Below are 18,567 nucleotides of genomic sequence, written 5' to 3' on the forward strand. Positions count from 1 at the left end.
AACCTTAACTTTTTAATTATTAATAACCTTATCTATAATTGACTATCACATGAAAACTCTGGGAAAAAAAATCAGATTATTGCGTCACCAAAGGGGTTGGAGCCAGGAAGATGTTGCCAAACGTTTGGACATCTCTATCCCCGCTTTTTCTAAAATAGAAACTGGCATTACAGATATCAATTTATCGAGACTTGAACAAATCTCGATATTGTTCGATATGACAGTTGTTCAACTATTAACCTTTAACGACGCCGAACAAGAGCAAAAATACAGTAACGAACTGGATAGCGTAAGCAAAAGGCTAAGCGATAGGGATACTGAAGTTATTGACCTGCAAAAAAAGGTTATTGAACTTTACGAAGAACTTCGCTTAAATAAAGTAACAGCCTGATAAAAAAATTAAAGAGGCTGTCTCAAAAGTAATTTTGTCAGTCGAACTGCCAAATAAAATTCTATGTGGCAGTTTTTAATAAAGCAAAAGGGCTGATTTTCGCATCGAAAATCAGCCCTTTTGCTTTGAATTATTGTTTATCAAACGCATCTCAAAATAAAATTCTGTTTTGCTTTTTTGCAATTTACTTTTGAGACAGCCTCTTTTTTATATTAAAAAATGCACCTCATGGTGAGGTGTCTTTTACCAAAAGTTGCGCCTGTGGCTTCATGGATAGCCAGCATTTTGTCGTTAAAATCGCCAACCCACGATAGTTCCAGTTCAAAATACTGGTTTAACGGATAAACATATTCTTTTAACTTGATAAACATTGCCGATTCCAGGCCATGTTTTTGATATTTTTCTTTCGTACCCATCACAATAGCCCTCATTCGCGATACGCCTCTCCATTTGTTATACAAAAACTTCAGCTTACCTATCAGGTCGAGCTTGCCGTTTAACGATTTGATCATCTGGTTGGCATCCGGCAAAATAAGGGTAAATGATGCAGGTTCGCCATTAACATAGGCAAACCAGATGAGGCTCTCGTCCATAATAGCCTTCATTTGTTTAAAGCTTTCCATAATGGTTGCTTTATTAATTGGCACAAAGTTTTCAAAGCTTTTCCAGGCGTCATTATAAATTTCCATAAAATCGCTGGCGTACTGATCAATTTTATCAGCCTCCAGGTGCTTAAATTCGTACCCTGGCTTTTTGGATACCCATTCGGCAATTTTTGTGAATCGCTCCGGGAAAGGTTTATAAACCTCAAGGTGATTGGTGATCTGCTGGTATTCGGTTTTAAAACCGTATTCGTCAAAAAAAGCCTTGTAGTAAAGTGGGTTATAATTCATACCGTACGATGGCACAGTGAAGCCTTCAACCAGCAGGCCCCAGAATTTGTCGTTTTCGCCAAAATTGATAGGCCCGTCCATAGCCTTCATGCCATTTTGTTGTAGCCATTCCCTGGCGGTGTCAAATAATTTAAAAGCGGCCGCCTTATCATCAATGCACTCAAAAAAACCGCATCCACCCGTGGGCTGCTCATAATTATAAGCTTTTTCATCGTTAATAAAGGCTGCAATGCGGCCAATAAGCCGGTTATCGCTATTTCGCAATACCCAGCGGGTACATTTTCCATGGCTGTGAAAATTGTTTTTAGCCGGGTTAAATACCGCTTCTATATCAATGTCCAGCGGGCATATCCAAACTTTATCGTTTTGGTATATCAGGCGCGCAACGTCTAAAAAAGCTTTTCTATCAGCTTTGGTTTTAACTTCGGTAATCATCATCCTTTAAAAATAAAAAAGCATTCGGCTTAAGCCGAATGCTTATATTTTAATATGTTGTAAATTTTTTAAAAATCTTCTTCTTCTTCCAATCCATCAAAGCGATCATAAGAACCCAGGTCGTCAATAGGCTCATCAAATTCATCATCGTCGTCATCATCGATAAATTTATTTTTAGGTTTAGCTGATGCCGCTTTGTCGGTTCCTTTTTTGGCTGGTCCAGTACTTGCACTTGTCTTTTTTGCCGGTTTCTTAGGGGTTTCCATTGAAAAATAGATTAGCGTTGTAATTGTGTTATCTTAATTTAAATTTACTAAGAAATAGAATAAGTAAAGTTTTTTTTTGATTTTTTTTAATCAATGATTTTCGACATTGCTTACTTCAAAAATAACGAAAATGATTTTAATGAAAAAAACGAATGAAAATTATTCTGATTGATCGCCAACGCTGGAGTTGTCTGGCGCAAGTTCTTTTAATTGAGGTAATTCATTGATGTGGTTAATACCAAAGTAATCCATAAAAAACTCACTTGTTGCATAAATAATAGGGCGGCCAATGCTTTCGGCCTTGCCTGCAATGGTGATTAATTCCTTTTCAAGCAATTTTTGAATGGAGTAGTCGCAGTTTACTCCACGAATTTGTTCTATATCCAGTTTGGTTACCGGCTGCTGGTAAGCAATAATAGCCAGGGTTTCTAAAGCGGCCTGGCTCAGCTTCTTTTTAGAGCGCTGTAGCTGCAGTTGCTTAATAATAATGTGGTAATCCTTTTTGGTTAAAAATTGGTAGCCGTTATTGATGTTCACCAGTTCGATAGCAAAATCGGGCTGCTGATACTTTTGACGGATATTTTGTATGGCCCCTTTTACTTCGTTTTCCGAAAAATCTTGCTCAAAACTTAATTGCAGGCAATAAACTATTTCTTCCAGCCGGATGCTGTTTTCTGAGGCGAAAATCAACGCTTCAATATATAGGTCAGGTTTTTCCATTTGTCGCCATAAAAGTAAAAAGTTTTTTGATCATAGCGATAGCTCATTTAAAGGCTGATTTTTGGAAAAAACAAGCAATATATAAATTTTTTTAAAATAAAGTGTAACGTTTTTTGATTAAAGTGGTCTTATGGATATATTAAATAAAATAAAAACAACAAGTATCTGATTTTCAAAAAATTACAAATATGAAAACAACAATTTTATCAATCGCAACAATACTCTTCTTAGTATTTTCAGTAAGCAGCAAAACTTTTGCAGCAAGTAAAAATAACGATGCCACCACCATGTTATCGGGCATCAGCCACATTAACCAAATTGAAGTTCATGGTAACGTTGAGCTCTATGTTACTTCCGGCGTGAGCGACAAGGTAAAGGTATACGATACCTATTATAACCAGAATGCTTTGGTGCAGGAACAAAATGGCGTGCTTCGCATTTCTTCATACAAAGCCGAAAAGCTGGTAGTTTGGGTAACAGCGGAGGATTTACGCTCTGTAACGGCTTACGATAATGCGTCAATTAAATCATTCGGTAAATTTTCCGGCATCGAGTTCAGCCTGAACCTGAATAACAACGCGAGCGCGCAATTTGACATGGATTGCTACAAAACCAATATTATATTGAATGATAGCGCTAAAGCCGACATTGTTGGTAACGCTACCCAAAGCTATATGGTGATCAACCATTCGGCCACTGTGAACACCACTAATTTTACAGCTGAACAGTTTACTCAAAAACGACTGATAGCGGCAGTTGCTGCAAAGCAGGTAAGTGATGAACTGGCGTTCAATTAAGGAGCAAGCACTCCCATCACATATTAACAGTAAAGCTGTCTTTTTTATACAAGACGGCTTTATTTTTTTTATATAACTAAATGGTGTAACTTCATTCAATAATAACACGTCTGACTAAAGAAAAATAGAATGAATAGAATATACGTTTTTATGGCGGTTATAGCCGCATCTGCCATAGTTGTACTAAGCGCTTGTAATGGCTTTACTTGTAAAAAAGGTTCAGGAAAGCAAATTACCGAAACGCGTAAGATGGCTGATTTTTCGAAACTGGATATTTCTGGCGGATATGATGTAGTGATCAAACAGGATACCGCAGAATCACTAAGCATAACCGCTGATGATAACCTGATGAAATATATCAAAACAGAAGTAAACGGTGATAAATTACGGGTTCATTCAAGTGGCAATATATGCAGTACGGGCAAGTTTGTAATCAATATTAGCCTGCGCAACCTGTCGGCCATCAAAACATCGGGGGCGGTTGCTATCTCATCACCCGGAAAAATAAATGTTAAAGATTTAGATCTTGATTTTTCGGGAGCATCAAAAATTACCCTGGATCTGAATGCCAATAACGTAAGCACAAGCGGGAGCGGCTTAACCGAGTTAAATTTAACCGGGCAGGCCAGTACCCATAATGTAGAGCTATCCGGTTCAGGGCATATCAATGCGTTTGATTTTGTGGTAGCTAAATATCATATCGAAACCAGCGGATCAAGCCATTGCCAGATCAATGTGCTGAACGAATTGAATATCAACAGCAGCGGAACATCGGATATAGAATACCGCGGAAACCCAGCGAATATCAGCAATAACAAATCGGGCGCATCTTCGTTAAAAAAAGTTGAATAGTTATTATAAAATAAGCTTAAATATGATGCTTTAACTATCTGCAATTTAGCAGGCCAGTTAAAGCATTTTTTTAATCATTTTGCAGAGCAGATGGAAATCAACGACCAGATTATTACGTTTGAAACCTATTACGACCCTATGCTGGCTCACATTGTGCGCTCGCGCCTGGAAGATAACGGGGTAGCCTGTTTTATTGCAGATGAAAATATGATTGGCATAAACCCTTTATATAACAATGCGCTGGGAGGGATAAAGCTTAAAATATTTGAACGCGATCTGGAAAAATGCCGGGCTATTTTAGCCCAGGACCAAACCATCCCCGCGGATGAACACGTTGAAATTGACGACGAAACCCAGGGAATTGTGATTTGCCCGTACTGCGGCTCAACCAATGTGCGCTATGGGGCTGCAACCAAAAATCGTTTCGGATGGTTAAGCATCCTGGTATCTTTAGTGCTCTCGGTTTATCCTTTTTCTACCCGTAAAGCATGGCATTGCTTTAATTGCAGTGAAGATTTTGATTAAAATACCGCGACAAAACCCGGTAATCTAAGGTTGTGAAGCTTCAAGCCTGATAGCAGGCGCGCCGGTATTTGAATTTGTGTAACTTAATGTTTAGATAGTCGCCCGGTTAACCAGCGCCTTGCCCTCAACAAACGCGTCGATATTGGCAAAGGTAGTTGTAGCAATCTGTTCCATCGCTTCCGCGGTAAAAAAGCCCTGGTGCGAAGTGATCAGCACGTTAGGGAACGAAATAAGCCGCGTGATCAGATCGTCCTGAATCACATCTTCTGAGTAATCCCTGAAAAATAGCTTGCTTTCCTGTTCATATACATCCAGGCCTAAATAGCCCAGCTGGCCGCTTTTTAATGCTTTAATCACATCGGCGGTATTAATCAAGGCTCCACGGCTGGTATTGATCAGCATGGCGCCACGTTTAAATAGTTTTAAGGTTTGCTCATTAATAAGGTGCCTGGTGCTATCAAGAAGCGGGCAATGTAACGATATGATATCCGCGTCTTGTAAGGTGGCTTCGAGGGTATCATAAGTTACCCCGAGCGAGATCAGTTCCTGGTTAGGATAAAGATCGTAGGCGTTGATGCGGCAACCAAATCCTTTTAATATTTTACAAAAGGCTTTACCAATATTACCTGTGCCAATAACGGCTACCTTCCGGTTATGCAAATTGAACCCCATTAATTTCTCCAGCGAAAAATTGCCTTCCCTTACCCGGTTGTAAGCCTTATGGGTTTTGCGGTTAAGGGTTAAAATAAGCGCCATGGCATGTTCAGCAATAGCCTCGGGCGAATAGCTGGGTACCCGTAATACAGGAATGTTCAGATCATCGGCTGCTTTAACATCAACGTTGTTAAATCCCGCGCAGCGCAGCACAATGAGTTTGATGCCATTGGCATGCAAAGCATTCAGCACGGCTGTATTAACAATATCATTTACAAAAATGCAAACCGCATCAAAGCCTTTGGTTAACGATGCCGTTTGTTCGTTAAGCGGCAATACAAAATAAGTTAAGGTATGGCCGGTATTAAAACGATTAAAAAATTGTTCGTCGTATTGATAGGTGCTGAATATGGCTATTTTCATGGTGGCTTGCGGTATGGCAGAATTTGTTATTAGTGACGGGTGGTGGCTTGCCAAATATAACTAATTAATGAGAGGTGCACTAAAGGATGAAATTTTGATGCTTTGTAAACTGAAATTTGGTGTGACTGTACAATGAGTTCTTTTTAAAGTGCTGATTATTAATATATAATCGTCATTGCGAGGTACGAAGCAATCTCTACATAGGCAGAGCGGATTTGAAGGTTCTCCCTGTATATTATAAAGATATCTTCTTAAGTTATTGATTATCAATGCGTCTGTTTTTGCTCTAATAATCAGTATTCTTAATTTACTACATCGGCCCGCTCAGTCGCCGCGGGAAGGGCTTTGTTCTTTTGTCTTGACACAAAAGAACCAAAAAGTCAAGACTGCCCGATCCTTCCGCCCACAGGCCAACACCCGGCCCGGCGTGCAGTCTGGCCTTCGCACATTTCTTTCTGCGCAAAATAGCTTACAGGTTTCAAACGTCATTCCTGTTTTTTTTCGGTTGGCTGAGTCCGTTTCTTATAATGACGTCTTGTTAAGTTATTGATAGCCAATGTAAAAGTGTCATTGAGGAAAGAAGCAATCGCGAACTATGCAGGACAAACATGCCTCCTTGCAATTGCTTTGTACTAAATTCCAACCGTCATCCCTTTTTTTTGGTTGGCCGGGTCCATTACTTATAACAACATCAGGTTATCATAAATTACCTTACCGCCATATACTAAACAGAGTATCGACGTAGCCACAATTAACAAACTTTGCAGGGTGGGGGCCTGGATTAATTTTTTTGAAAACGGTACGCTGAACAATCCTGCAGCAACCAACATCCCGCCGATACATCCCACGCTGAATACTAATAAATAGAATAAGCCGTGTACCGGGCTTTTAATTTGAGCCATTACCAGTACTACCAGGGCGCCACTGCCTGCAAGGCCATGTACCAGGCCAACACCATAAGCCAGTTTATGCGTGTGATGATGTGTATGAATTGGTTGCGCATAGTAAGGCAACGGTTTTAAAGTGTACTGGGTTGCCAGATATACCGGTGACTTTTGGTATGCCCTCGGCGCATAATTGTGAGCGTGCTGGTGTTGATGGAGTAGGATGTTTTTACCGCGGCCAAATTGAATTAACCGGTAAATAGCTAAAATTATCAACATGGCACCAACAGCGGCCTCAAAGTAATGAAAGCTATGTTCGGAGATGCCTACCTTAAAAAGTATCATCAATATACCAATTAAAAAAATGGTAGACGAGTGGCCCAGGCCCCAGAAAGCACCATCCTTCATGGAGAGCCAAATGCGGTTTCGCCGGGAGACGATATTGCTTACCGCGAGCAGATGATCGGCCTCAAAGGCATGGGTAAACCCGGCATAAATAGTTAGCAGGAGCGGAAAGGTAAAAAGCATGTTATTTTGTTTGAATACGATGTTAGTAATGTGGCTTAGCCTTAGTGTTGAGTTTAAAGTGTTCAATTTATTCATTGTCAATTAGGCGCACCGAAATTATTCAAGACTCCAGGCTCAGGACTCCCGACTAATAGCGGCATACTTTTTATGATACAGATCAGCATATCCTGGGTAACTGTTCGCCTGCCAGCATATTAACAACCCGGCGGCCGCCAATTTTACTTTTCATGATTACCTGCCGGGGATGCTCTGCGGTTACTTCGCCAATCAGGCTGGCCATTGATCCAAATTCCCATTGTTTGATTTGCTGCAGAACCTGCTGAGCAATGGCGGCATCAACCACGGCAATAAATAAGCCCTCGTTGGCTACATAAAGCGGATCGAAGCCAAGCATTTCGCAGGCTCCCTGTACTTCCTCTTCTACGGGCAGGTTTTTTTCGGCAATGGTAATACCCAATTGTGCCTGTACGGCAATCTCATTTAATACGGTTGCTAATCCGCCCCTGGTGGGGTCGCGTAAAAAATGGATCTGGTGGCCAAATTCATCCAGTAGCTTTAAAATAATATCGTTAAGCGGGCGGGTATCGCTGCTCATGGTAGTTTCAAACTGTAAACCCTGGCGATGGCTTACAATAGTAATACCATGGCGGGCCAGTGGACCGCTTAAAATAATCTGGTCGCCGGCTTTAATATTGCTTATATCAATATCTGCCTTTGCATGCACCTGGCCAATGCCGGTAGTGTTAATAAATATCTTATCGCCCTTGCCTTTTTCAACCACTTTGGTATCGCCGGTTATAATTTGTACACCCGCTGCCTGGCAGGCTGTTTTAATGCTCAGTAATATTTCCCAAAACTCGGTCATCTTTAAACCTTCTTCCAGCACAAAGCCAAGCGTAAGGTATTTGGCGGCCGCGCCACACATGGCCAAATCGTTAACGGTACCGTTAATAGCCAGGTCGCCAATGTTGCCCCCCTCAAAAAAAATCGGCGACACCACATAAGTATCAGTACTCATGGCTACTTTGCCGTTCAGGGTAAATATGGCACCGTCGTGCTTTTTGTTGAGCAGGTCGTTTTCAAATAAGTTAAATACGCCCGCATCCAATAGCTGGCTGGTTAAGGTGCCGCCGCTGCCGTGCCCTAAATTAATCGTATCAAAATCCAGTTGTGGGAGCGGGCAAGATAGATTCATCATCATTGCTTGGTGTTGCTTATTAGTGTCATTAATACTTTAGGGTACTTAGCCTGCTATCCTGTCGGCCGCTGCATGGAAGTGGTAATAAGCCGCGCAGGCACCCTCGCTGCTCACCATCGGCGCGCCCAAAGGTTTTACAGGGATACATTTTGTTCCAAAGTTGGGACATTGGTTTGGCTTGATCTTTCCTTTCATCACCTCGCCCGACAGGCAACTTGGGTCTTCATGCGATTCCGGGATCGTTATCCTGAATTTTTTGATGGCATCATAGGCGCTATATTTATCTTTAACGCCATAACCACTAAAGGGTATGGCCCCAATGCCGCGCCATTCGCGGTTGGTTACTTCAAATATTTCGTTTATCGCCATCATGGCATTTTTATTCCCCTGGGTTTCAACTACCCGGCTATATTGGTTTTCTAATTGATATTGGCCGCTTTCCAATTGCTTTACAGCCATCAGTATGCCGCTTAAAAGGTCAACCGGTTCAAACCCCGTTACTACTATTGGGATTTTATAACGCTCAACTATAGGGTAATACTCGTCCATCCCCATAATGGCACACACATGGCCGGCTCCTAAAAAAGCGTCAACCTTGCATTCGGCATCGCTCATAATGGCTTCCATAGCTGGCGGCACCAAAACATGCGATGTGAGGATAGAGAAATTTTTTACCCCCTCGCGGGCTGCATGGATAACCGAGAGCGCATTTGCAGGCGCAGTAGTTTCAAAGCCAACAGCAAAAAAAACAACTTCCCTTTCCGGGTTTTCTTTGGCAATTTTAACGGCATCAAGCGGCGAATATAAAATGCGGATGTCTGCGCCCTTTGATTTTGCCTCGAGCAGGCTCATGCCGCTGCCTGGCACGCGGATCATATCACCAAACGAACAGAGGATCACTCCGTGGTCGGTAGCCAGGTGCACAGCCTTATCAATCAGGTTAACGGGTGTAACGCAAACCGGGCAGCCAGGGCCGTGCAGCATCTGGATGTTGGGAGGCAGCATATTCAGGATACCGTTTTTTACCAGCGAATGGGTTTGGCCACCGCACACTTCCATAATGTTCCAGTTGCCTTTTGCTGTTTGCCTGATCTCTTTTAAAAGAGATGCCACTACCTCCGGTGAACGGAACTCTGATACATATTTCATACGGTATAATCGTTCAGTTAATTAATTCTTCTGCCGCGCATAAGGCATGGTCTGTTTGGTTAAAATTGGGTTGATGTATGCCGCCTTCGGCGCTTGTGATGTTGTTCTCTGCATATACCATCTGGCCAAAAGAGATGTTTTCGTCGTTAGGGCAGAGGTTGATATGGAAGTACAGCTGATATTTACCCGTATATTTACTCCTGATCCAATCAACCAGCAAGGTGTTCTGAAAAACTCCACCACTAAAACAGATGTCGGTAACCTTAAACCTCAACGCCATGGCATCAACCAGGCAAACCAGCGAGTAATGAAACCGGGCGGCTATATAACCTTTATCTTTCCCGCCTTGCAGATCTTTGATCATCCCTTCAATTAAAGCACCTGTGGGCACGCCATCACCCTCTGGCTTTCCTTCAAAGTAGGATTTACAGTTGCAATAACCGCGAGCGGCAACGTAATCTTCTGCCAGCTTTTGTAAATACAGGGCGGCTTCGCCTTCATAAGTTTGCTTGTCGCATATGCCCAGCAGAGATGCCGCGGCGTCAAATAGGCGACCTACCGATGAGGTGTGCAGTTTACTATTGTTAATCAAAGCCTGGTAATTATTCCATTCGGTTACGGTAAATTTTTCTTTGAGCTGGCGCGATGGGGGGCAAACCAGGTGGGATGCGCACAAAGCGGCAATGCGGGGTTCTAAAGCGGTTTTATCACCGGCGATGGAAGGGAAATAATCAAAGTGAGCGCAGCGGCGCATCTGTCCGTTTTGGTAGGTGAAAAACTCTCCTCCCCAGATATGCCCGTCGTGCCCTAAGCCAGTGCCATCCCATATCACACCCATAGTGCGCTTTGGGGTACTTAATAAATGATGATGCTCACCAAGGATAGCTGCAAAGTGGGCCTCATGGTGCTGAACAAGCTTAAGTTTCACGCTGAATTTCCGCGCCAGATCATGGGCGTATTGGTGCGAAAAATAGTCCGGGTGTTTATCGGCAATAATTAAATCGGGCTTTACGGTGTACATGTTCAGCCAATGCTCCAAAGTATGCCGGTACATCAACTGCGATTCAAAGCTTTCGCCGCTCCCTAAAAACTGGCTTACAAAAACATTCCCTTTAAGAGCAAGCGTGAAGCTGCTTTTTATAAATGCCCCTGTTGCCAGGATAGATTGATCGGCCCTGGCCTGATATTGCAGAAACGAGGGTGCATAACCTCTTGATCGCCTTAAAATAACCGGCAGGTTTGTAAGGCTTGATACCTGTACTACGCTATCGTCCTGCGGAACCAAAATTGCGCGGTTGTGGCTTACTATATAGTCGGCTATGTCAAATAAATAATTCAGGGCATCATCGTCACGGTAAATAATTGGCGAACCCGAAATGTTGGCGCTTGTCGCGATCAGCGGTTTGCCGTAATCGCGAGCAATTAAATCAAATAGCGGATTATAAGGAATCATCACCCCCAACCTGTTCAAGCCCGGAGCAATGTGATTGATGGCGAGCGACCGCCGTGCTAACCGTTTAGGATGCAATAATACGATGGGGGCTTCAACGCTTGTGAGAAACATCTTCTCGTTATCGCTTACCTCAAAATAATTTTGGATTGTTTTTATATCGGGATATAAAATGGCAAAGGGTTTTGACGGCCTGTGTTTGCGGCTTCGTAATAATTTGATTGTTGCATTTTGCTGGGCATCACACAGCAAAATATACCCGCCAATACCTTTTACAGCTATGATTTTTCCCTGTTTCAATAATATTTTAACCTTGCTCAAAATATCACCTACATTAGTTAACATCACAGATGATGCATCCTTTTGCAGTATGAGGCTTATACCGCATTGTGTACAGGAGTTACTTTGCGAAAAAAATCTCCGGTCGGTTAAACTGTTGTACTCATGGCCGCAGGTTTTGCAAGGCTCAAAACGGCTCATGGATGTGTAATGCCTTTCGTAAGGCAGGCTATTGATAATGGAGTAACGCGGGCCGCACTGCGTACAAGTAATAAAAGGATACCGGTGGCGGCGGTTGTTTACATCGTGCAAATCGGCAAGGCAATTGGCACAGGTAGCCAGATCCGGCGGTATGGATACTTGCTTTTCGCTTGCTGCATCTTTGCTTAACGCGATTGAAAATGCGCTGAATAATTGATGTGGTATTTTTTGAATGCTGGCCGAACTGATTTTAGATCGTTCCGGAGCATGCAGCCTTAGTTTTTCAAAAAATAAATTTGCTTCGCTTTTAGTGGCGTTAATAAATACATTAACACCGTCACTACCATTTTCTACGTACCCTTTCAGGTCCATCTCTGTTGCCAGGTGATATACTGCTGGCCTGAAACCTACGCCCTGAACAATGCCGTTTAAATGAATATGATAGGTTGCCATTGTTTTACGGTACTTAATTATTTATGAAAGGCACGTTAACTGATGTTTACCCGGCATGCGGTGCCGTTTACCGAGTAAGCACTTGATCTCGTCAATTACCGAAGGCACAATCCGCTCAATATTGGGGCTAAGCTCAATACCCTGTTGCTGGACAGAGGCGATGCTGATTACAAAAAGATCGATTTCGGGCATTTGGTCTAACAGGTGCAATGCGCTTACCAGATCCTTTAAGCCGATATCGTGCGTGCTCATGGCTGGCGGAAAATCGCCGGCAAATTTGGGTTTTATTAAACGGATAGTACCTGGGGGATTCCCGTCAAGCGTGGCATCAATTAAAATAACATGGTGATAAAGCTCAAAAAATCCCAGCAGATGAAAGCCCCCGGTACCGCCATCCAATATGTCTACGGTAGCGGGTAACTCTTCAAGCTCCATCCGGCTGGCTATATGCACGCCTACACCTTCGTCGCCCATTAAATAATTGCCTATGCCCAGTATCAGTGTTTTATTTTTTTTCATCTGTTTTTTCGGGGTTTGGAGTTTGGTGCAGGTTTTTCTCAAATACGTCTTCTTCAATAAATTTCCATCCGCCGCCCATGCTGCTCATCTCGCCGCGGCCTTCTACATAATCATGGTAAAATACCAGGTACACATGGATCACCACAAACAAAATAAAAAACCACATCGACCAATGGTGGATCTGCCTGGTCAGTATATCGCCGCCGAGCAGCGCCGGAACCCAGGCAAAAAGCTTAGGCAGCCACCAGGTTGACATGCCCGCATACAGGCCGAAGCCGGTAAGGCATTGCACCAAAAAGGCTATAAAAGTTAAAAAGTAAATAAACCCGGCCATGGCATTATGGCCGATACTGAGATGCTCCTGTTGCTGTCCGTTTTTTTTCAGCATCAGGATATCGATTTTAAAAACTACCCATATCTCCCGGAAAAACCTTTTGGACGTAGGTATAAACTGCCGCCAATTGGCATACTTATTACCTACAAAGCCCCAGTACAGGCGAAATAAAAAATTAAAAAAGAAAATATAAGCCGCCGCGAAATGGATAAACCTGAACCAGCCCATGGTATATTGGTGTGAAGCATCCTTATTGCTTAACAGGGCCAGTGGGTTGGATATAAAAAAGCCGGTAACAATTAATGCTACTATAGCCAGGGCATTTAGCCAGTGGTAAAACCTTACCGGTAATTCCCACACGTATACTCTTCTTAAGCGGGGTATACGTAAATATTTAGTTGCCATACATTTTACTTTTAATTAATCGCCCAGTACACTGATCCTACTGATGGTGTTCCCATGCTCATCGTATAAATGCACACTGCAAGCCATACAGGGGTCAAAGCTGTGCAGGGTTCTTAAAATTTCAAGGGGTTGTGTTTCGTCGGCAACGGGTGTATTGATCAGCGCAGCTTCATAAGCCGATTTTTGCCCCTTGTTGTCGCGCGGAGAGGCGTTCCATGTTGTGGGAACCACCAGCTGATAATTGGCTATTTTTTGATCCTGGATATTGATCCAGTGAGCCAGGGCACCACGGGGCGCCTCGGTGTGCCCAACACCAAATGCCGATTTGGGCCACGTTGCCGGATCAAATTTGCTCATGTCGGCCATCCGTGTATCGCCGTTTTTAATGTTGGCTATCAGTTGATCATAAAAATCAAGTCCCCATTGAGCTGTTAAAATACATTCCAGCCCGCGGGCTGCCGTTCTGCCCAGGGTTGAGAATAAGGCGGTTATCGGCAGGTCCAGATCTTTCAAGGCCTTATCCACAACTTCTTTAAAATCTTCCCTTCCCCTGGCATAGCCAACCAACACCCGGGCCAGCGGGCCTACTTCCATGGCGTTGCCCTTCCAGCGCGGGGTTTTGATATAGCTGTATTTTTCGTCGGTATTTAAATGGGAAAAGGGTGGTTTAGGGCCGGTATATTTTACCTTGCTCTCGCCTTTCCATGGGTGCAGACCTTTATCGTTCCCTTCTTCATATTCGTACCAGGAGTGGGTAATAAACTCCTGCACTTCATCATCTTTTTTCAGGTCAACCTCGTAAATTTTACTCAGGTCCTTATTCAGGATAGCACCTCCCGGAAACTTATAAGATGATAGGTCGCGGTAGCCATTGGTAGGCAGATCGCCATAAACCAGGAAATTGCCCAGGCCGCCGCCAATTTTGCTCCAGTCCTTGTAAAAGGAAGCGATGGTCATCAAATCGGGAATATAAACCTGCTCTATAAATTCTTTGCCATCTTTTAACAACTGGCCCACATACGCCAGGCGCTCGGCGTTAATGCCGCTCACATCATTCAGATTAATAGCGCAAGCCATGCCGCCAACCAAATAATTAGGATGCGGATTTTTGCCACCAAAAATGGCATGCACTTTTACAATTTCCTTTTGCCATTCAAGCGCTTCAAGGTAATGGGCCAGGCCAATTAAATTTACTTCGGCAGGTAGCTTATAGGCCGGGTGCCCCCAGTAGCCGTTCGAAAAAATACCTAACTGCCCGCTGTTAACAAATTTTTTGATGCGGGTTTGGATATCACTAAAATATCCCGGCGAGCTTTTGGGCCACTTGGAGATGCTTTGCGCCAACTCCGAAGTTTTTTTCGGATCTGCCTTTAGCGCGTTCAAAACGTCAACCCAATCCATCGCATGCAAATGGTAAAAATGCACCACGTGGTCGTGCATGTACGAGGTACAGAACATGATATTCCTAACCATTTCTGCATTTGCGGGTATGGTAATATCCAGCGCATCCTCAACACATCTTACCGATGTTAAAGAGTGGATGGAGGTGCATACCCCGCAAACCCTGCCCACAAAGGCCCAGGCGTCGCGCGGATCGCGGCCGCGCAAAATTTCTTCAAGCAGGCGTACCATGGTGCCGCTGCTGTAGGCATCGGTTATCTTTCCGTTCTCAATATCTGCTTCTATACGTAAATGGCCCTCAATACGCGTAATAGGGTCAACAACAATTCTTTTGCTCATAATATTATAGCTAATTCGGTCAGGTTTAATTAAGAATCCAGTTCATGCTCGCTTTCCCGTCCTTCGGCTTCATGGTCATGTATCAGTTTTGATTTGCCGATATTGGTAGCTACCGCATGGGCGGCTACAGCAACAACAGTTAAACCGAGGCCTACCTTGCCAATATCATCTGCATTGGCTTCAATACCGAAACCTGAGAACGACGATCCGCGTTCGTAAAGTCGTCCGTTATCCCAGAAATTCTCTTCGCTACAGCCAATACAGGGGTGGCCTGATTGGATAGGGAAGCTGGTGCCTCCGTTCCATTTGGTTACCGCACAGGCGTTATAGGTGGATGGGCCCTTACATCCCATTTTATATAAGCAATAACCTTTTTTTGCGTTTTCATCGTCAAAGGTTTCCACAAACAAGCCGGCATCATAAAACGGACGGCGGTAGCAGGTATCATGAACCCTTTTGTTGTAAAAAGCTTTCGGCCTGCCAAGTTTGTCTAACTCCGGAATGGTACCGAAAGTTAAATAATGAACAATCACCCCAGCCATTACCTCGCCTATGGGCGGGCAGCCGGGTACCTTTATAATAGGTTTCCCTTTAATCAGTTTGTGAATAGGGGTGGCACCAGTAGGGTTAGGTTTAGCTGCTTGAACGCAGCCATTGCTGGCGCAACTTCCCCACGCTATAATAGCGGCAGATCCTTCGGATACTTCTTCTAATATTTGCAACGATGTTTTGCCACCTATCATACAGTAAACCCCTTCGGCACCCATGGGCACGCTCCCCTCAATGCAAAGCAGGTATTGGCCCTTATATTTGGCCATTGTGTCTTTTAAAGCAGTTTCAGCCTGTGTGCCTGATGCGGCCATCAGCGTTTCGCTATAATCCAATGATATTTTATCGAGTAGTATGTCGGCAACAATAGGATGGGAGGAGCGTATGAAACTTTCGCTGCAACACGTACACTCCTGAAAGTGCAACCATATTACAGGCATCCTTGGTTTAGTTTCTAAAGCTCTGGTTACACTACCCAGCGCCGATTGTTCCAGGCCGATAAAGGCCGTCATCATGCTCACAAACTTGATAAAGTCGCGCCGGGAATACCCTTTCCGTTGAACTTCTTCATAATAAGTGGGCTGTTGCACCAAAATGTGATCATTATTCATGGCAGGATTTTTAATGAGGACTGTATTAAAAAATCAAATTTATCCACTTTGAAAGGGCGGAGTAAGCGCGAACATTACTTTATTATGTGATGCTGATCACTTATTTAGCGTGTTAATATGGATAGTTTTGGGTTGGAAAAGTTCACAGATGGGAGTTAGATATAATAAGACTCTCCATTGTTAATCAGCTAAGCCATGCACGAGCTATCAATAGTAATGAGCATCATCCAAATTGCCGAGCAGCAAGCCGCAACCGCTAACGCCGCCATCATAGAAGAAATAGAACTTGATATTGGCACGTTGAGCGGTATTGAGATGAACGCTTTCGAGTTTGCCTGGCAGCAGGCCGTTAAATATACACAGTTGCAATACGCGGTTAAAAATATTAACAGGATAACAGGCAAAGCAATGTGCCTGGATTGTGATACCGAATTTGCTATTGAACGCTATGATGATGCCTGCCCTTTTTGTGGCGCGCATTTATTAAATATTATACAGGGGAAAGAATTGAGGGTAAAATCATTACTGGTTTCGTAAATTAAATAAAAAACAAACATTATGTGTGCAACATGTGGCTGCGATTCGGGCGGCAAAACAACTTTTTATCTTTTGGATAATAATCATCCGCATACTCATAACCATCCTTACGTACTGGGCTATGAGCATACTCATCCGCATGATCATCCGCATTCTCACGAGCATCCGCATACCCATGATCACCCGCATCAAAAAACGGTGATTGACGTGGAGAAGGATATATTGTACCAAAATGATATGCTGGCCCAGCGCAACAGGGGATATTTTGATGCAAAAAACGTATTGGCCATCAACCTCGTTAGTTCGCCGGGTTCGGGTAAAACATCTTTACTGGAACGCACGCTGACCGACCTGAAGGGCGAAATGGAATTTGCTGTGATTGAAGGCGATCAGCAAACTACCAACGATGCCGACAGAATACACGCCACGGGCACAAAAGCCACCCAGATTAATACAGGAAAGGGCTGCCATCTGGACGCTGATATGGTTGCTAACGCCCTAAAAGGACTTAAACCCAAAGAAAACTCGGTGTTGTTTATTGAGAACGTGGGCAATTTGGTTTGTCCTGCCATGTTTGATTTGGGCGAGAAGGAGCGCGTTGTGATTATCAGTGTAACAGAGGGCGACGATAAGCCATTGAAGTATCCCGATATGTTTCACTCCTCAACGCTGTGTATAATTAATAAAACTGACCTGCTGCCTTATGTGCCCTTTGATATAGAAAAGGTTAAGCTCAATGCTAAAAGGATCAACCATCAGTTAGAGATCATCGAGTTAAGCTGCACTTCCGGCGAGGGATTGCCTTTGTGGTACAGCTGGCTTAAATCAAAGGTATTGGCACCCGAACCGGTTTAGGCTGATTTGAGTTAGATAAATAACGGGTGCAAAGTTTACCCAGTAATAATCAATTTTTAAAACGCAACACATGTGCTTAGCTATTCCTGGTAAAATATTAGCAATAACCGCCCAGTTGGATGATGTTTTCCGTACAGCTAAGGTATCCTTCGGAGGTATTCAAAAAGAAATAAACCTGTGCATGGTACCCGATGCCAAATTGGGCGACTATGTGCTGGTGCATGTAGGGGTAGCCATTAGCAAGGTTGACGAAGAAGAGGCAGCGAGGGTATTTAGTTACTTGAAGGCGATGGGAGAGGTGGACGAACTGGAAATCTGATGTTACGGCAAACTGAACTGCCAAGGCCCGATGTATAGAGTATAATTGCCATTTTGGTATAGGTTAGATCGGATTAAGCCTGCTTTTGATGGGCCTTAAGAAAGCTTTACTCGGCATGAGTTGTATCCTGGTCAATACCCTGATAATTATACTTAATGATTATCAGGGTATTAGGATAAATAAGTAAAAATAAACGCGAAGCAGGTTGCTTAAGTAGAAAAAGCTCGTACCTTTGCAACCCGCAAACGAAGAAGCGGGAAGTTCTTAAAAAGGTGAATACGAGTAAATTAAGGCATAATTTAGCCTGAATTGAAAAAGGGTTTTGATGGAGAGAGTGAGAAAAGAAGAAGATAAGATCAAAACGGGTAATCAAAAAATACTTTCAAATAAAATTTCAGAAAGTTAAAAAGATTACTACCTTTGTAACCCGCAAACGAGGCTGAATCCGAAAAGAAAAAGCTAAGAAAAGAGGGAAAAGCGAAAGAAAAAAATAAAACATTTTTCTTTGAAAGAATAAAAGGTTTGCTACCTTTGCAGTCCCAAAAGAAAGGGGCAAAAAATCCTGAAAAGGAAAAGGTTCCTGGAGCGATTCCAGGACTA

General features: G+C 43.3%; 19 protein-coding genes. 7 read left to right on the plus strand and 12 right to left on the minus strand.

Going from position 1 to position 18,567, the window contains the following annotated elements:
* Window positions 1-49 precede the first annotated feature (49 nt).
* Complete coding sequence (locus MUCPA_RS25890; RefSeq protein WP_008510424.1) at window positions 50-391, plus strand: helix-turn-helix domain-containing protein; 342 nt, start codon at window positions 50-52, stop codon at window positions 389-391.
* A 212-nt stretch (window positions 392-603) separates the two neighbouring features.
* On the opposite strand, the gene MUCPA_RS25895 is transcribed toward MUCPA_RS25890, so the two are convergent.
* The 3 genes from MUCPA_RS25895 to scpB form a co-directional block, all read right to left on the minus strand.
* The gene (locus MUCPA_RS25895) at window positions 604-1,722 is read right to left on the minus strand and encodes a hypothetical protein (protein WP_040626450.1); all 1,119 of its coding nucleotides are present in this window, start codon (window positions 1,720-1,722) and stop codon (window positions 604-606) included.
* 65 nt (window positions 1,723-1,787) lie between these two features.
* On the minus strand, window positions 1,788-1,985 hold the full coding sequence (locus tag MUCPA_RS25900) for a hypothetical protein (RefSeq protein ID WP_008510427.1): 198 nt from the start codon (window positions 1,983-1,985) through the stop codon (window positions 1,788-1,790).
* A gap of 159 nt (window positions 1,986-2,144) precedes the next feature.
* Window positions 2,145-2,705, minus strand: a complete 561-nt coding sequence (gene scpB, locus MUCPA_RS25905) for an SMC-Scp complex subunit ScpB (RefSeq protein WP_008510429.1) — start codon at window positions 2,703-2,705, stop codon at window positions 2,145-2,147.
* 188 nt (window positions 2,706-2,893) lie between these two features.
* On the opposite strand from scpB, the gene MUCPA_RS25910 reads away from it, so the two are divergent.
* The 3 genes from MUCPA_RS25910 to MUCPA_RS25920 all read left to right on the plus strand — a co-directional run bounded on the left by MUCPA_RS25910 (window position 2,894) and on the right by MUCPA_RS25920 (window position 4,879).
* Entirely contained in the window at window positions 2,894-3,502 is a 609-nt protein-coding gene (locus tag MUCPA_RS25910; RefSeq protein ID WP_008510430.1) for a GIN domain-containing protein, read from the plus strand.
* A gap of 129 nt (window positions 3,503-3,631) precedes the next feature.
* Window positions 3,632-4,354 (plus strand): head GIN domain-containing protein, encoded by a 723-nt coding sequence (locus MUCPA_RS25915; RefSeq protein ID WP_008510431.1) that lies wholly within the window; start codon window positions 3,632-3,634, stop codon window positions 4,352-4,354.
* 90 nt (window positions 4,355-4,444) lie between these two features.
* Window positions 4,445-4,879 carry a putative signal transducing protein gene (locus MUCPA_RS25920; RefSeq protein WP_008510433.1) on the plus strand — a complete coding sequence of 145 codons (435 nt, stop codon included), beginning with the start codon at window positions 4,445-4,447 and terminating at the stop codon, window positions 4,877-4,879.
* A 90-nt stretch (window positions 4,880-4,969) separates the two neighbouring features.
* On the opposite strand, the gene MUCPA_RS25925 is transcribed toward MUCPA_RS25920, so the two are convergent.
* The 9 genes from MUCPA_RS25925 to MUCPA_RS25965 form a co-directional block, all read right to left on the minus strand.
* Entirely contained in the window at window positions 4,970-5,956 is a 987-nt protein-coding gene (locus MUCPA_RS25925) for a 2-hydroxyacid dehydrogenase (RefSeq protein WP_040626456.1), read from the minus strand.
* A gap of 680 nt (window positions 5,957-6,636) precedes the next feature.
* Complete coding sequence (locus tag MUCPA_RS25930) at window positions 6,637-7,443, minus strand: nickel transporter (RefSeq protein WP_008510436.1); 807 nt, start codon at window positions 7,441-7,443, stop codon at window positions 6,637-6,639.
* 82 nt (window positions 7,444-7,525) lie between these two features.
* Window positions 7,526-8,569, minus strand: a complete 1,044-nt coding sequence (hypE, locus tag MUCPA_RS25935; protein ID WP_008510438.1) for a hydrogenase expression/formation protein HypE — start codon at window positions 8,567-8,569, stop codon at window positions 7,526-7,528.
* Window positions 8,570-8,611: 42 nt separating this feature from the next.
* Window positions 8,612-9,715: a hydrogenase formation protein HypD gene (gene hypD / locus MUCPA_RS25940; protein ID WP_008510441.1), complete on the minus strand. Its 1,104-nt coding sequence runs from the start codon at window positions 9,713-9,715 to the stop codon at window positions 8,612-8,614.
* Window positions 9,716-9,728: 13 nt separating this feature from the next.
* Window positions 9,729-12,098 carry a carbamoyltransferase HypF gene (gene hypF / locus MUCPA_RS25945; protein WP_008510443.1) on the minus strand — a complete coding sequence of 790 codons (2,370 nt, stop codon included), beginning with the start codon at window positions 12,096-12,098 and terminating at the stop codon, window positions 9,729-9,731.
* Between the two features lie 21 nt (window positions 12,099-12,119).
* Complete coding sequence (locus MUCPA_RS25950; protein ID WP_008510445.1) at window positions 12,120-12,617, minus strand: hydrogenase maturation protease; 498 nt, start codon at window positions 12,615-12,617, stop codon at window positions 12,120-12,122.
* On the minus strand, window positions 12,604-13,356 hold the full coding sequence (cybH, locus tag MUCPA_RS25955) for a Ni/Fe-hydrogenase, b-type cytochrome subunit (RefSeq protein ID WP_008510447.1): 753 nt from the start codon (window positions 13,354-13,356) through the stop codon (window positions 12,604-12,606). The genes MUCPA_RS25950 and cybH overlap by 14 nt, the downstream gene beginning before the upstream one ends.
* 15 nt (window positions 13,357-13,371) lie before the next feature.
* Window positions 13,372-15,096, minus strand: a complete 1,725-nt coding sequence (locus MUCPA_RS25960; protein ID WP_008510449.1) for a nickel-dependent hydrogenase large subunit — start codon at window positions 15,094-15,096, stop codon at window positions 13,372-13,374.
* A 29-nt stretch (window positions 15,097-15,125) separates the two neighbouring features.
* On the minus strand, window positions 15,126-16,256 hold the full coding sequence (locus MUCPA_RS25965; RefSeq protein WP_008510451.1) for a hydrogenase small subunit: 1,131 nt from the start codon (window positions 16,254-16,256) through the stop codon (window positions 15,126-15,128).
* Window positions 16,257-16,451: 195 nt separating this feature from the next.
* Here MUCPA_RS25965 and MUCPA_RS25970 point away from each other — a divergent pair, with 195 nt between their 5' ends.
* The 3 genes from MUCPA_RS25970 (at window position 16,452) to MUCPA_RS25980 (ending at window position 17,967) form a co-directional block, all read left to right on the plus strand.
* Window positions 16,452-16,793 carry a hydrogenase maturation nickel metallochaperone HypA gene (locus MUCPA_RS25970; RefSeq protein ID WP_008510453.1) on the plus strand — a complete coding sequence of 114 codons (342 nt, stop codon included), beginning with the start codon at window positions 16,452-16,454 and terminating at the stop codon, window positions 16,791-16,793.
* A 21-nt stretch (window positions 16,794-16,814) separates the two neighbouring features.
* Window positions 16,815-17,648 carry a hydrogenase nickel incorporation protein HypB gene (hypB, locus tag MUCPA_RS25975; protein ID WP_008510456.1) on the plus strand — a complete coding sequence of 278 codons (834 nt, stop codon included), beginning with the start codon at window positions 16,815-16,817 and terminating at the stop codon, window positions 17,646-17,648.
* A 70-nt stretch (window positions 17,649-17,718) separates the two neighbouring features.
* Window positions 17,719-17,967: a HypC/HybG/HupF family hydrogenase formation chaperone gene (locus tag MUCPA_RS25980; protein ID WP_008510458.1), complete on the plus strand. Its 249-nt coding sequence runs from the start codon at window positions 17,719-17,721 to the stop codon at window positions 17,965-17,967.
* Window positions 17,968-18,567 lie beyond the last annotated feature (600 nt).

The sequence above is a fragment of the Mucilaginibacter paludis DSM 18603 genome, assembly GCF_000166195.2.
Lineage (GTDB): Bacteria > Bacteroidota > Bacteroidia > Sphingobacteriales > Sphingobacteriaceae > Mucilaginibacter > Mucilaginibacter paludis.

Bases quoted from the DNA above. Each gene is read 5' to 3' on its own strand.
- MUCPA_RS25890 (WP_008510424.1), top strand. From the start codon at position 50: ATGAAAACTCTGGGAAAAAAAATCAGATTATTGCGTCACCAAAGGGGT.
- MUCPA_RS25895 (WP_040626450.1), bottom strand. From the start codon at position 1,722: ATGATGATTACCGAAGTTAAAACCAAAGCTGATAGAAAAGCTTTTTTA.
- MUCPA_RS25900 (WP_008510427.1), bottom strand. From the start codon at position 1,985: ATGGAAACCCCTAAGAAACCGGCAAAAAAGACAAGTGCAAGTACTGGA.
- scpB (WP_008510429.1), bottom strand. From the start codon at position 2,705: ATGGAAAAACCTGACCTATATATTGAAGCGTTGATTTTCGCCTCAGAA.
- MUCPA_RS25910 (WP_008510430.1), top strand. From the start codon at position 2,894: ATGAAAACAACAATTTTATCAATCGCAACAATACTCTTCTTAGTATTT.
- MUCPA_RS25915 (WP_008510431.1), top strand. From the start codon at position 3,632: ATGAATAGAATATACGTTTTTATGGCGGTTATAGCCGCATCTGCCATA.
- MUCPA_RS25920 (WP_008510433.1), top strand. From the start codon at position 4,445: ATGGAAATCAACGACCAGATTATTACGTTTGAAACCTATTACGACCCT.
- MUCPA_RS25925 (WP_040626456.1), bottom strand. From the start codon at position 5,956: ATGAAAATAGCCATATTCAGCACCTATCAATACGACGAACAATTTTTT.
- MUCPA_RS25930 (WP_008510436.1), bottom strand. From the start codon at position 7,443: ATGAATAAATTGAACACTTTAAACTCAACACTAAGGCTAAGCCACATT.
- hypE (WP_008510438.1), bottom strand. From the start codon at position 8,569: ATGATGATGAATCTATCTTGCCCGCTCCCACAACTGGATTTTGATACG.
- hypD (WP_008510441.1), bottom strand. From the start codon at position 9,715: ATGAAATATGTATCAGAGTTCCGTTCACCGGAGGTAGTGGCATCTCTT.
- hypF (WP_008510443.1), bottom strand. From the start codon at position 12,098: ATGGCAACCTATCATATTCATTTAAACGGCATTGTTCAGGGCGTAGGT.
- MUCPA_RS25950 (WP_008510445.1), bottom strand. From the start codon at position 12,617: ATGAAAAAAAATAAAACACTGATACTGGGCATAGGCAATTATTTAATG.
- cybH (WP_008510447.1), bottom strand. From the start codon at position 13,356: ATGGCAACTAAATATTTACGTATACCCCGCTTAAGAAGAGTATACGTG.
- MUCPA_RS25960 (WP_008510449.1), bottom strand. From the start codon at position 15,096: ATGAGCAAAAGAATTGTTGTTGACCCTATTACGCGTATTGAGGGCCAT.
- MUCPA_RS25965 (WP_008510451.1), bottom strand. From the start codon at position 16,256: ATGAATAATGATCACATTTTGGTGCAACAGCCCACTTATTATGAAGAA.
- MUCPA_RS25970 (WP_008510453.1), top strand. From the start codon at position 16,452: ATGCACGAGCTATCAATAGTAATGAGCATCATCCAAATTGCCGAGCAG.
- hypB (WP_008510456.1), top strand. From the start codon at position 16,815: ATGTGTGCAACATGTGGCTGCGATTCGGGCGGCAAAACAACTTTTTAT.
- MUCPA_RS25980 (WP_008510458.1), top strand. From the start codon at position 17,719: ATGTGCTTAGCTATTCCTGGTAAAATATTAGCAATAACCGCCCAGTTG.